Source organism: Cupriavidus necator N-1, assembly GCF_000219215.1.
GTDB lineage: Bacteria > Pseudomonadota > Gammaproteobacteria > Burkholderiales > Burkholderiaceae > Cupriavidus > Cupriavidus necator.
The window spans coordinates 3,454,401-3,467,529 of sequence record NC_015726.1; the positions used below are offsets into that span (position 1 = coordinate 3,454,401).

At 60.0% G+C, this 13,129-nt stretch carries 12 protein-coding genes; 8 read left to right on the forward strand and 4 right to left on the reverse strand.

The window, feature by feature from the left end:
* Nucleotides 1–8 precede the first annotated feature (8 nt).
* Nucleotides 9–923, reverse strand: coding sequence for a sensor histidine kinase (locus tag CNE_RS16175; protein ID WP_013958163.1), 915 nt, complete (start codon nt 921–923; stop codon nt 9–11).
* A 317-nt stretch (nt 924–1,240) separates the two neighbouring features.
* On the opposite strand from CNE_RS16175, the gene CNE_RS16180 reads away from it, so the two are divergent.
* On the forward strand, nt 1,241–3,073 hold the full coding sequence (locus CNE_RS16180) for a DEAD/DEAH box helicase (RefSeq protein WP_013958164.1): 1,833 nt from the start codon (nt 1,241–1,243) through the stop codon (nt 3,071–3,073).
* Nucleotides 3,074–3,214: 141 nt separating this feature from the next.
* Here CNE_RS16180 and CNE_RS16185 read toward each other — a convergent pair whose 3' ends face one another.
* Complete coding sequence (locus CNE_RS16185; protein WP_013958165.1) at nt 3,215–3,610, reverse strand: type II toxin-antitoxin system VapC family toxin; 396 nt, start codon at nt 3,608–3,610, stop codon at nt 3,215–3,217.
* Nucleotides 3,607–3,840 carry a type II toxin-antitoxin system Phd/YefM family antitoxin gene (locus CNE_RS16190; protein ID WP_013958166.1) on the reverse strand — a complete coding sequence of 78 codons (234 nt, stop codon included), beginning with the start codon at nt 3,838–3,840 and terminating at the stop codon, nt 3,607–3,609. Before CNE_RS16190 ends, CNE_RS16185 begins: the two co-directional genes overlap by 4 nt.
* Nucleotides 3,841–4,301: 461 nt before the next feature.
* On the opposite strand from CNE_RS16190, the gene CNE_RS16195 reads away from it, so the two are divergent.
* The 6 genes from CNE_RS16195 (at nt 4,302) to CNE_RS16220 (ending at nt 9,917) form a co-directional block, all read left to right on the forward strand.
* Nucleotides 4,302–5,633, forward strand: a complete 1,332-nt coding sequence (locus tag CNE_RS16195) for a tyrosine-type recombinase/integrase (protein ID WP_013958167.1) — start codon at nt 4,302–4,304, stop codon at nt 5,631–5,633.
* 48 nt (nt 5,634–5,681) lie between these two features.
* The gene (locus CNE_RS16200) at nt 5,682–6,371 is read left to right on the forward strand and encodes a hypothetical protein (protein ID WP_148271595.1); all 690 of its coding nucleotides are present in this window, start codon (nt 5,682–5,684) and stop codon (nt 6,369–6,371) included.
* Between the two features lie 178 nt (nt 6,372–6,549).
* Entirely contained in the window at nt 6,550–6,756 is a 207-nt protein-coding gene (locus CNE_RS16205; RefSeq protein WP_013958169.1) for a MerR family transcriptional regulator, read from the forward strand.
* Nucleotides 6,756–7,085, forward strand: coding sequence for a hypothetical protein (locus tag CNE_RS16210; RefSeq protein ID WP_041228182.1), 330 nt, complete (start codon nt 6,756–6,758; stop codon nt 7,083–7,085). Before CNE_RS16205 ends, CNE_RS16210 begins: the two co-directional genes overlap by 1 nt.
* Entirely contained in the window at nt 7,082–9,463 is a 2,382-nt protein-coding gene (locus tag CNE_RS38680; protein ID WP_013958171.1) for a phage/plasmid primase, P4 family, read from the forward strand. The genes CNE_RS16210 and CNE_RS38680 overlap by 4 nt, the downstream gene beginning before the upstream one ends.
* Before the next feature lie 157 nt (nt 9,464–9,620).
* Nucleotides 9,621–9,917, forward strand: a complete 297-nt coding sequence (locus CNE_RS16220; RefSeq protein ID WP_013958172.1) for a hypothetical protein — start codon at nt 9,621–9,623, stop codon at nt 9,915–9,917.
* A gap of 781 nt (nt 9,918–10,698) precedes the next feature.
* Here CNE_RS16220 and CNE_RS16230 read toward each other — a convergent pair.
* Nucleotides 10,699–12,528, reverse strand: coding sequence for a hypothetical protein (locus CNE_RS16230; protein WP_013958173.1), 1,830 nt, complete (start codon nt 12,526–12,528; stop codon nt 10,699–10,701).
* A 265-nt stretch (nt 12,529–12,793) separates the two neighbouring features.
* Here CNE_RS16230 and CNE_RS41010 point away from each other — a divergent pair, with 265 nt between their 5' ends.
* The gene (locus CNE_RS41010) at nt 12,794–13,099 is read left to right on the forward strand and encodes a hypothetical protein (RefSeq protein WP_148271597.1); all 306 of its coding nucleotides are present in this window, start codon (nt 12,794–12,796) and stop codon (nt 13,097–13,099) included.
* Nucleotides 13,100–13,129: the final 30 nt, after the last annotated feature.

Here is a 13,129-nt window from a genome sequence, read left to right on the forward strand (position 1 = left end):
TCTCCGTTTCAGAATGCACGCGGCAGCGGGATTTCAATCAGCACGGCGGTGCCGGGCGAGCGTTCTTCAATGCGTACGTGGGCGTCACCGTCATACAGCACAGCCAGCCGTTCACGCAGGTTCGAAAGCCCGACGCCGGCGCCGGCCGAGGGGCGAAAGCCCATGCCATCGTCCTCGATGGTTGCGAGCATGCGCGGGCCGCGCCGCTCAAGCCGGACCAGCAGCCGCCCGCCTTCGATCTTGGGCTCCAGCCCATGCTTGATCGCATTCTCGACCACGGGCTGCAGCAGCATCGGCGCCAGCGGCATCGATTCGAGTTCGGGTTCGACATCGACCGAGTAGTGCAGCCGGTCCCCCATGCGGATGCGGATCAGCGCCAGATAGTCTCGCAGCAGCTTCGCCTCCTGCGCCACCGTGCCTTGCGTGGCGCGGCTGGCTGCAAGCGATGCACGCAGGTAGGCGATGAAATGCTCCAGCATGAGCGTGGCCTTCTGCGGCGCTGGCTCGATCAGGCTGACCACGTTGGCCAGCGTGTTGAACAGGAAGTGCGGTTCGATCTGGGCCTGCAGCAGGCGCATGCGGGCTTCGACCAGCTGCTTCTCCGTCGACAGCGTGCGCACCTGTTCCTGCGCCATGTATTGCGCGATCTTACGTTCTTCCCACTGCCGCCCGAGCAGGCCGACGCGCCCCCAGGTCATCACGCCGTGAATCGCCAGGCCGATGCCCCAGCCCATGAGCGGCCCACCGGACCACGGCCGATGCGGCGATCCCACCAGATGGAAGCCGATCAGCAATGCATTGACCGCCACGTAGACCATGGCGTGCATATAGAAGAAGCGCAGCGCGCGCACGCGGCGGCGGGCGTCTTCGTAGGCGCGCTGCTCTGGGGCGGATCGCCAGATGCGGGAGTCTGGGGAGTGCACGGGCGGGTGGCTGGGGGCGGAGATAGCGGGAGGTTACCACTGCGATCCGGGCTCTGACATGGGGGTGGCGGGAATCGACGGATCGGCGGCGCGGATCGCCGGAAAGCAGGCGCAGACCGCTTGGCAGCCCCCCGGAGCCGCCGGCTCGCCAGTGTCGCCAACCAGCAAATCACCAAAACTACCGAAATAGCCACCGTTACCGTTTTGTGCCTACAATTGCCCCATAACAAACCTGCCTGACCGCCGTCGCACCGGGTCCGCGGCACCAACCGTGGTCAGCGCAGCTCCTGAACGGGCAATAAGAAGAGCAACAACGCATGGCCACGCTGATTCCCGCGCTGGGTTCGGTCACTTCGCGCATGACCAGTGGAGAGAGACGCTTCGCCGAGCGTCTGGAGACAAAGCTGGAGGACGACTACCTGTGCTGGTATGACGTCGCCATCGGAGAGAAGACCAGGCATCCGGATTTCATCGTCTTCCATCCCAGCCGGGGTCTGCTGGTGCTGGAGGTCAAGGACTGGCGGCTGGATACCATCCGGGAGATCGACCAGCGCGATGTCACGCTGCTGACGGATCGCGGGCAGGTGCGGGAGATGACCCCCCTTGAGCAAGCCCGGCAGTACATGTTCTATGTCACCAACCTGCTGCAGCGTGATCCGCAACTGGTCTGGCCCAGCGGCTCACTGAAAGGCAAACCCTTCTTTCCCTACGGCTGCGGCGTCGTCCTGTCCAACATCACGCGTGCCCAGTTCGACAAGACCAACCTCGGTGACGTCCTGCCGCCGCACCTGGTGATCTGCCAGGACGAGATGTACGAGACGGTCGACGCAGAACACTTCCAGCAGCGCCTGTGGGAGATGTTCCCGGTCAAGTTCACCTTCAAGCTTTCCCTGCCGCAGATCGAGCGGATCCGCTGGCACCTGTTCCCGCAGATCCGCATGCCGGAGCAACGCGCGCTCTTTCCGGAGGATGCCGCTGAGCCGCTGGATATGCCTGACATCCTTCGCGTCATGGATCTCCAGCAGGAGCAGCTGGCACGCAGTCTCGGCGAAGGCCACCGGGTCATTCATGGCGTCGCCGGCTCTGGCAAGACGATGATCCTCGGCTACCGGGCTGAGCATCTGGCAAAGATCGTCACACGGCCAGTTCTCGTGCTTTGCTACAACAAGACCCTCGCGGCCAAGCTGGCGGCGACGATGATCGAGAAAGACATCGAAGAGAAGGTCCACGTCTATAACTTCCACGCGTGGTGCTCGCGGCAACTAGAGACTTACAACATTGACCGGCCGAAGGGGCGCCCCAGCGATGCGCTGTTTGAGGAAATGGTGAATCGGGTCATCCAGGGCGTGGACCGGAAAGCGATCCCGGCCGGCCAGTACGACGCTGTGCTGATCGATGAGGGGCATGACTTCCGGCCGGAGTGGTTCAAGCTGGTCGTGCAGATGGTGAATCCCGAGAGCAATTCGCTGCTGGTGCTCTACGATGACGCGCAGTCCATTTATGGCGGCGCCAGGAAGCGCGGGATGACCTTTGCCAGTGTGGGTATCCAGGCCCGGGGCCGTACGACCATCCTCAAGCTGAACTACCGCAATACGCAGGAGATATTGGCCGTTGCGCGTAGTTTTGCGGATGAGTTGCTGCGGCCGACTGAGGCAGCCGAAGACGAAGCGCCTACCGTGCAACCTGTCGGTGCCGGGCGCCGCGGCAACAAACCGCTGCTGATCGAATTGCCAAACGTAGAGGCGGAAGCTGAGCGCATTGCGCAGATCCTGACCGACGAGAACCGGGCAGGCACGCCCTGGTCAGAGATGGCAGTGCTCTATCGCCATTGGGATACGGTCGGGCACGTCACTAGTGCGCTGACCCGGAAGGGTATTCCATTCGAATGCCCCCAAGTCACCAAGCGATTTACGCCCGGCGCGGACAGCGTCAAGGTGATCACCATGCATAGCAGCAAGGGGCTTGAGTTTCCGCTGGTGTGCATTCCGGCCACGGGGATGCCGCATAAGCATGATGAGGCGGATGAAGACGAAGCGCGGCTGATGTATGTGGCAATGACGCGGGCTACGCGGCAGTTGGTGATGACGTTTGGGGATGGGTCGCGGTTTGTTGGGAAGCTGCGGGACGCGGTTGGGCGCCTGCAGCAGTAGCTTGTTGGCCCACTGGAATTCCGTGCAGCGAGCGGCAAGGAACTTGGCGTTTCGGGGCGGCCTAGCTGGGCGCTCACCTCCGTCCAATGGCGTTGCATTCGAGATGGTATCTCGCCGTCTATGCGATCCTAGAGGTGTCTTCTACCAGATCGTCTTCACGTGCGAGTACGCGCGGATTTTCTCGTCGCGGGTAACAAGCGGCACGGCCAGCTTGCGCGCCGTAGCAACGATCATGCGATCCGCGGGATCCTTGTGAAAGTCCCCCGGCAGGTGGACCGATTTGGTTGCAATCTCGGTATCGACGGGGACAAAGCTGATCGCATCGATGTCAGCGATCGTCGCCAGCCAAGTGTCGACGTCCATGGCCAGTACCAGGCGCTCGCGCTCGACCAGCATGGCGACTTCCCACGCGGAGATGGCCGACACGATAATCTGGCCATCCTGTAGCTCGCGATCAATCGCCGCCCGCGCGGGGTCGCTCAGTTCGTCGCTCCCAGTTGCCCACCAGACCAAGGCATGGGTATCCAGCACGATCACTGCCCGGCCTCCCACTCAACGTCCACTGGCTCCGTTGGTGCATCGTAGCGCAGCACGGTGCCGCGCAACACCTGAAGGGGGTCACGCTCCAGCCCGCGATAGGGACGCACTTCGAGTGTGGGCTTGCCGTGGTCCGTGACAATGACCGGATCGCCCGAGGCTTCGATCTGGCGGAAATACTCGAGCGCGCGCGCCTTGAACTCGGTCTTGGAAATCTGGTTGCCGGGCATGGATTGCCTCCCAGTCATTGCTACCAGTCAGGAATTTACGCCAAAATGACTATGCAAACAAGTCATTTCTCGACGCCGGGCAAACTGTGGTGGCAGACCGCCCTGCTCCGCATCGCTTTCTTCCAACGTCAGAAATAGGGGAAGTGAAATGCTCAGTCGTTCGTGCAAGATCACGCCAAAAGCAAAACGGGCTACGCAAGATTGCGTAGCCCGTTTTCAAATTCTGGTGCCGGCTGCAGGACTCGAACCCGCCACCTGATGATTACAAATCACCTGTACTAAATATTCCAACCCATTCCACGGTGCTCATGTAACCAAGGTTGTCCACAGCGGAACAACGAAATCACGCCCGCACCTTCTGATTAAATGTTGACCGGAATTGATTGATCTGCCCATAATCTGGTTACATAGCGGTTACACCGTGTGTCGTGTAAGCCAGCCCGAAGGAAGGAGCGACAAAGGTGGCAAGGATCAATTTCACGGCAGCCCGGGTGGGCGGACACGTTTGCCCCGCCGGGAAGTCTCAAGCGTTCATCTGGGACAGCAAAGCCTCGGGCTTGGGTCTGCGCGCGACAGCAAACGGCGCGAAATCCTACATCTTCCAGGGCAAGCTCCATGGCAGCACGGTGCGTACAACCATTGGCGACCCGCGCGACTGGAGCATCGACCAAGCCCAGGATGAAGCGCGACGCCTGCAGCGGCTGATTGATGAGGGCGTCGACCCGCGAGCCGAAAAAGCAAAGCAGCGCGTCGCGCACGAAGCCGAGCTGGCCGACAGCCGGCGCAGGTCGGCGACCGTGGCCGAGATGTGGGCAGACTATCTCGAATACCTGCGCACCAAGATCTCCCCGAAAACCAAGAAACCGAGGTCAGCACAGTACATCGCCGACCACGCTAAGCTCGCCACCCCTGGCGGCACTGCCGCGAAGCGCGGTAGCAAGACAACTACGCGCGGGCCACTCTCGCCGCTAATGACCCTGCCCCTGTCGGAGCTGAGCGCAGACAGGCTGTGCGCCTGGCTTGAGGCGGAAACGCCTGCGCGGCCGACCAGCGCGGCCTACGCCTTTCGGATGCTAAAGGCGTTTGTCAGGTGGTGCGAAGGACAGGACCAGTACAAGGGCATCATCCCCGCAGACTGCTGCACCTCCCCCAAGGTGACGGGCGCTCTCCGAGCCAGCAGCACGAAAGCCGGCGACTGTCTGCAGCGCGAGCAGTTGGCTGCATGGTTCGCAGCGGTGCGCTCACTGCATAATCCGGTGCAATCCGCTTACCTGCAAGGCTTGCTCATCACTGGCGCGCGACGCGAGGAGCTGGCCGCGCTGCGATGGGACGATGTCGACTTCACATGGCGCAGCCTGCACATTGCAGACAAGATTGAAACCGAAGCGGGCCGCATGATTCCGCTGACGCCCTACCTTGCCTCGCTGCTGGCGGCGCTGCCCCGACGCAACGACTGGGTTTTCTCCAGCCCGGGCGCAGCGAGCGGCCGGATCGCAGAGCCGCGGTATGCGCACAACCAGGCCATAGCAATGGCGGGCTTGCCACACGTGTCGCTGCACGGCCTGCGGCGGTCATTCGGCACCCTTGCCGAGTGGTGCGAGGTGCCTGTGGGTGTCGTGGCGCAAATCCAAGGTCACCGGCCGAGCGCGCTGGCCGAGAAGCATTACCGTCGGCGCCCGCTCGACATGCTGCGTCTGTGGCATGACAAGATTGAAGCGTGGATGCTGGAACAGGCGGGCATTTGTCTTGAGTCGCGCCCGCCAAGCGTACAGCTCGTTAAACAGCCGGCCTAACGTCACCCCCTCTCGCACCGCGTCAATAACACATTCATTATGGATAACGTGAATCCAACGCAGCAGCCATTGCTGGCCGACACTTCGATCTCGCCCAAAGCAAAGGCGGAGTACGACCTGGGATGGTGGGAGGCAACAATCGATGCATCGTACTGGTGGGCGATGAAAGATTTGTCGCCACGGAATGCAGCCCTGTTGCTTACCGGCACAAACCCGCGCGATGACACGACGGACCCGACGAAGACTTCGTCGGATGAAACTACCGCGGCTGATTACGTCAGGCTCGTGGAAAAGCTCAATGACGAATATCGTGCCGCGCCCGCGGAAAGGACCCTTGCCCAATGGCTGTGCATTGCACAAGGAAGCGGCCTGCGGTATCACTCGTGGATCGACAAATGGATGAAGGGGTCCGGACTGACGGCAGTAGCGCCTGCACAGAGCCACGTCGGGACAACCACCGGGAAATTGCCAGCTGGGACACAAATCGTAACCTCCAAGGAGAAGGGTCGGAGCCGCGTCCTGGATTCCGCAGTCACGCTGGCCAAGGAAAAGGCCGGGGCTCATGCGGACTACCACACCGTGTGGGAAGCACTGGTAGCCTTGGCGTCAAGCAATGACAGGCCACCCCCGATAGTCGAATTCGTGGACGACGAGGGCGTGAAATACATGGACAACGGAAAAGTCAAAATTTTTACCAAGGACTCGTTGCTGAAGCGGATAAATCCTAGCGCCCGATAGTGCCCGATAGCGCCCGATAGCGCCCGCGCCTATTGGTCCGACAGGCCGCACCGCATAAGTTTGTCAACGCCGAGAATCGAAGCCGAGCACGGCGGAATACTGCGGCGTTGATAGCGAATTCGGCACGCGATCAACGTCTCATGTACCGCCTGGCGAGGCAAAACATGAGCGTTGAAAAATGTACCGTTACCAACTACCTGACCGCGCGCCCCTTCCCGAGATCTTGCCGACGGACGAGGCCGCCGCCGCGATCAATCGCAAGCCGCAAACGCTGCGCAAATGGGCCTGCCTGGAGAACGGCCCGATTCGCCCCGTCCGGATCAACGGTCGCTTGGCCTGGCGGGTTGCCGATCTCATGGCGCTGCTGCGTGGGGAGGTTGCGTAATGCTTTCCTCTGTTATCAGCAAAGTGCCCTCGTCTATTCCGGTTCTGGGCGTCGGGGCTGATGGGGTGTTGTACATCGTTGCCCGGGTCGCTCCTGGCACGGGCCTGTATGCCGTCGGCCGCGCGATCATCGACGCGGGCTTCGGTGGGGTGCGCGATGTCAGCACGAGCGGCGTGACCCAGTTCTGGAAATTTCGGCGCGACACGCCGGAGGGCGAATTCCTTGAACGGCTGTGTTGCCTGGCAAGGCAGGGGCTGCCATTGCCGCCGCCGAACGAGGCCGTCGCCCTTCTTCGCGCCTTCTCTTGGGCCGGGGAGGTTCGCGTATGAGCCACCGCGCCGAAGGTCACGATAACGCCGCCAGGTACGCGGTCATGCGCTACGCCAGCGAGAAGGATGCTGTCGGCAAGCAGTACGCGGGGACGTGGCAGCAGGTGGTCGCCTTGTTGGACAAGCGGGAGATCCGACCGGAAAAGTCGGGGAAGGCGTTCGCTCCCGTGCAGATGAAGGCGGGAGCAACGCGCTCGAAGGATAACGTGCTGGCTATCTACATGGCCGTTGCCGATGTCGATACCGAGGGGGAGAAGGAAAAGGCCTCGGGGCGGGTGTTGTCGGTCTCGAAACGCGCACCAACGCTGGAGGAACTGCGCCCCAGGGTTCAGTCCTATGCTTGGACGGCTTACTCGTCCCACTGGCATGAGCCTCAGCAGGGGGTTGTCAAATACCGAATCGTGTTCCCCCTGACGCGCCCTTGCACCCTGGCTGAATGGCCGCAGGTCTGGGAGGGGTTGAACGTGCTGTTGGGCGGTCACTGCGACCGCGCTTGCCGGGATGCCGCTCGTCTTTACTACCTGCCGAGTTGCCCCGCAGATGCTGCCGCCGATGCGTTTTGCGAGACGAACGACGGCAAATTGCTCGACCCGGACACCCTGATCGAGCTTGCGCGCCGGTCTCCCACGCAGCAGCCTGTCGTCAGGACAGACGGCAATCCGCAGGGCTTGCCTGCACTCGCGAGCCTACCAGAAACGCCGGAGCAGATCGAACGGGTCAAAGCGATGTTGGCCATGATTCCAGCCGACTGTGGGTATCAGCAGTGGCGCAATATCGTGTGGTCCATCGCCGCGACCGGCTGGCGCTGTGCAGAGGAACTCGCGCGCGAGTGGAGCCAAACCGCCCCGCAGAAGTTCGAAGAGTCCGAGTACCACAATGTATACCGGTCATTCAAGCCGGGGGGCGGCGTCGGCTTCAGGACGCTCGTCTACCACGCAATGTGCGCAGGGTGGGTTGACTCGATCGGCCCTGGCGGCGCGAGCGGCCTTCCCGGTGCGAGCAGTGGCGATATTCGGAACGGGGAAGAGTTCGCGAAGCTGCACCGGGACAAGCTGTTGTTCGTGGACGAAACCCGCGATTTGCTGAAATTCGAAGCGGGTACGGGCTGGGTGGTGGCTCCCCCGGGCGAGGCCGACGTGGCGGCCAAGACCGTTGTCAAACATCTGTGCGTGAACGCCACAGAGCGTTGGAAGGCAGCGCCGGATGACGCCCAGGCCCGCCGCTTCATGAACGAGGTGCAGCGCAGCAGTCGCCTGCAGGGGGTCCGCGCCATGATCGAAATGGCGAAATCCGAACCCGGCATGACCGTTCGGCTTCACGAACTTGATGCCGATCCCATGCTGTTTGGAGTCAGGAATGGGGTTCTGGACTTGCGGACTGGGAAGCTGCGGGCACCGTCCCCGTCTCTGCGAGTCACGAAACGCTGCCCGGTCGAGTATGACCCGAGTGCGACCGCCCCTACGTTTGATGCATTCATCCAGCGCATCACGCGTGGCACGCCCGCTCTCGCTCCGTTCCTCCAGCGATTGGCCGGCTACGTGTTGACCGGTGAGGTCAGCGAGCAGTGCTTCGCCTTTCTCTATGGCCTCGGTCGTAACGGCAAGACGACCTTCGCGGAGCTCTTGCAGTGGCTCCTGGGGGACTATGCCGTTCCTCTGCCCACGGCCACGTTGATGGCTGAAAAAACGGATCCCGGTGCGGCACGTCCTGACTTGATGTTGCTGAAGGGGCGACGCCTTGCGCTCGCATCGGAACTGGAGGACGGTGCCAGATTTGCCGAGGCTGCGATCAAGGCAATGACGGGCGGCGACACCATGCAGGCCCGCAATCCGTACGGGCTTTACGCGAGTTGGACACCCACTCACAAGTTGATGCTCGTCGGCAACCATAAGCCCGTCATTTCGGGGAGCGACTATGGTATGTGGCGTCGGGTACTCTTGATCCCGTTCGCGGAGACCATCGGTGACAGCGAGCGCGACGACAAGCTGAATGAGAAATTGCGCAGGGAGGGTGCCGGGGTACTGAACTGGGCGCTGGCCGGATTCCGTGGCTGGCAGCAGCAAGGACTGAACCCGCCTCAAGCGGTCAAGGATGCCGTGGCCGTGTATCAGTCCGACATGGACATCCTCAAACAGTGGATGGACGACCATGTGAACCCGGTGGCAGGGGCGGTCACCGCAACCGCCGACCTGTATAAGGCGTATTCGACCTGGGCACGTGACGCGGGCTGGAAGACGCCCATGACGCGGATCGCGTTCGGGCGACGGCTCGCGGAACGCGGCATTCAATTGATCAAAGGAGGCCCAGGTAACACCAAGTGCGCGTGCGGAATTGCCTTGAACAATGAAGGCCAGAAGGCAATGTCACGTTTCTATTGACGCCCGTCGGACGATCCGGACGATTTGAGGCTGGTCAGGAAAATTCTCACCATTGTTTTTTATGGGGGATTTTCCCAAAATAGCTCGAAATCATCCGGATCGTCCGGCAGGGATTCAGATCAAGCGTTGCACAAGCTAACCACCACCGAGAATACGCATGAGTGCCTACATCAAGTTGCTGCAGCAGAGCGCGCCAGCAGACTCGCCGCACAAGTTGCCGCTTACGCAACAGTTCCTGGAATGGTATGGAGACCTGCCAGAAATTGCGCGTGACCGCCCATTTTCTATGGTCGAATTCGAGCAAGCACTTGGCACGCAGGGGAAGTACATCAGCCCAGTATTGCTGGCGCTTGGCTGGCAGCGGAAGCGCCGATGGAGTTCGCTGGGGCAGTATCACCGATACTGGGTGCCACCCCACATTCTGAAAGCTACGCACGCTGCACTCATCGTCTAGTGCCAGTGTACAGAAGCATTCGTCACTTGCTTCCGATGGTAGTGAAGGACAGGGTGTCCAATTTCTGCTCGCATACGGGCATGCGCCGAATTAGTGCCTGGCAGTCGGCGATAGTTTTGAGACAATTAGATTTGAACAGATTTCCGGGGTAGGGGACGATCCCCCACCCGGTCGACAATCGAGGAGCCAAAGCGGAATTTGGACTGGTGGCGCGCTGAAAGTGAGAGACTCATACCAGTCTTTCCATGCACTGCCGAGCCCGCGCAGAGTCAATTGCAATGGCGCCGGGTATGAGAGATCGAGCCGTCCTAGAGCACACCAATGTGTCAGATAAAGCACCCAGAAAGGAATCAAGCCGACAGGCTGGTTCTCGACAGACCGGTTGCCGAATCCGTCACTTTATGAGACCCGCAATCAAAACCCTTAAAAATCAATTAGTTACAGATTCGCTCGCGACGCTTGGTGCTGGCGCGAGTTCAGTATCTAGATTCCCAAAGGGTCAATTTTCAAGGGGTTCGGACGCGCCTCTACGCAGCTGCGTTTACCCGCCGGCTCTGCGCTACGACCTCCGTGTCAATTGCACGGGCTCGTTTATGCAACGCACGGATGCGTTCCGCATAGGCGTCGTGAACGACTTGCACCGCGCCTTTCTGAACCGCTTGGTCTACCCGTTGGATGGCCTCGATATCCTCCGGCCGCAGGAAGCGGGCACTCACACGGCGAATTCTCGTTGCCATTCTTCCAACCCCTTTTTCATAAGACGTATGCTATGTATCCCATACTACAGCCACGGCACTGCTCGATCAAGGGCAAGCGGGATCATCGATTTCAATGTCAACTGCCGTGTAGAGTCCTTGTCTGACCTGTTATCCAACGTATGTTGTGTCTTCTTGTTTGCCTTCAACGTTAGCAGCATTCCGTGGCAACCTTGCGGCAAGCTCAACTCTTGGGTAGCGCCATGAGCATCGCGCCACAATCCGATCGAGCGAACCGGCTTGCTTTCGCGCCAATTTGAACGGTCAACCATTGCTGCACACGTGATAGAAAGTACCGATGAACCTGGATCATCAGCCAAAACCGTGGCGTATCGCGCCGGCCAACGCACACTGAGTTGTGGTCCATCCATGAGTAGTGCCACGACGAGGTTCGGGCCAACAGCACGAATAACGCTCATGGCTGGATCATTCCGCGCCAGGTCTTCGCAAATTAACACTGTCAGCGACATATCAGGGCGCAAAGCGTAAAAAGGCAGCTTGCGGTTTGCCACATCGATGTCTTCCCACCATTGCGCGGCTCGCCTGCCATCGGGAGCGGCTGCAAAGTCGGGAAAACTGAGCGCGTACCGAGCTACCTGACTTTCATCTAGACGCCAGCGATGATGCTTGAACTGTACGTCCATTATCATGCCGTCTTCGCCTATTTCATTGTTTTTGGGCACGACAACATGCGTCTGTGCAATATTCTTGGTGTTGCCACTGGCGTCACGCTGCAGCGCGCCAGTAATAAGAAACTCAATTCCCTCCATGGCTAAAAGTTGCGCCACTTCCTGCCCAAGCTCCGCGGACAATGCACACTCCGGCAGCAGCACTCCGTGGATAATCTCGCCACGTGACTCTACCTTAGCTTTCTCTAGGAGCGGACGCAGGACCTCATTGACAACTATCTCAGCCGTAAGGTCCTGTCCTTCATCGTCCTTTAGCCACACTGGCTCCAAGCGGAAGTAGCCGGCTGTGTACAGATCATCTGTAAGCCTGCGCGGCTCGCGCGAAAGCGAAAAACTCTCGTCGGGGATATGAAACGGAAACGGTACCACCAATAGACGCATCAGCTCCAGCGTATTTGCACCCGGTGGATAGGCGCGGTCGGCCATACGCCAAGTCGGCTCGATCTGCGTGTACCCGGGTAGCAGCGCCAAATGATGGCTAAGTGAGCGCACGGTGCAGCCAACTGCAGCGGTCATGGACTTTGGCAATACAATCGCAATGTCCATTGGTACGAGCGAGCACAGCGATGTCGGCGCATATGGCAGCAGGAGCCTGTCGACGGGGTCGGTTGGACTACTCAGCAGACTTGTCCGCGCCAGGTCCGCAATCTTAAGGTGAGCTAATTCAGTATCTTGGCCCTGCGTCTCTTCGACCTGCGTACCAGCATCCGTAGCTGAAGAATTGACTGGTGCTGACCAGCCCATGCCTTTACAGGCCTCGTCTGCAATTGCGAACAGTTTTAGTAGCAGGCGAGCCACATCTGTGTGCTCGCATACCTCGTCGATCTCAATATTAGTAAACTCTCCGGTAAGTCGCTCCCAGAGACTAGTGATACCTGCGGGCACGGAAGATACGTCTGTCCATTGCCCGGCCAGTCGGCTGACCTCATTGAGATAGGCAACATGGCTATCGAGATCGTCCGGATCGGGGCCCGCCAACGTATAGCAACTCGAACGATCAACGAGCGTAGCTACGACGGCAAACAGATCCGGCGGCCACGCAGGACACCGCCCCCAGTCTTCTTCGCTACTAGCATCCGCAGCGACGACTTCGCCATCGAGGATCGCACGGATACCATGAGCTGTACCTTCGGGCAGCACGCTCTTGATAATGTCTATGATCTTCATGCCGGCTTCTTCTTATACGGGCCGCCCGCACGACATACCGCTATATACGTGCTTAGGCAAGGTGCCAATCATAACAAAGCGGCCGAACCGGTGCCATGCTTTGACGAGGATCAGAGTCGAGCGTAAGCAATGGGATGGGGGCGTCCATCCCATTGCTTACAGTCGAGCGCCCGCTCTTCAGCCAAAGACCAAGCCGATTAGGAGAAATCAGCCTACGTGTACGGAAAAGCTTGGACCTCTAAGTTGCGCTTGGAGCGTTTGATGTATGCCAATGGTGCGCGCCCTGGCGCAGCCGCACCAGGACCTGTCGGTAATAAAACATCTCGAACCTTCCGTTCATGCTCTATTCCGGCTAAAAGCTAGAAGGGTAGTGGTCAATGAAGGTTCGATGGCTCCATTACGGCGGCGATCTGCTGGCGCCTTTATGCCGAAGATTCGCCGGCGCGCCAATACGCCGGTGATTTCCTGGCGCCATTACGCCGAAGCTCTGGTGGCGGCTTTACGCCGACGACGGCTTGTTTCCATCATGCCTGCGATTCAGATCGGATGCGTCTCGATCAGGCTACCTTAGACATTGTGACATGACGAAAAGACAGAGGCG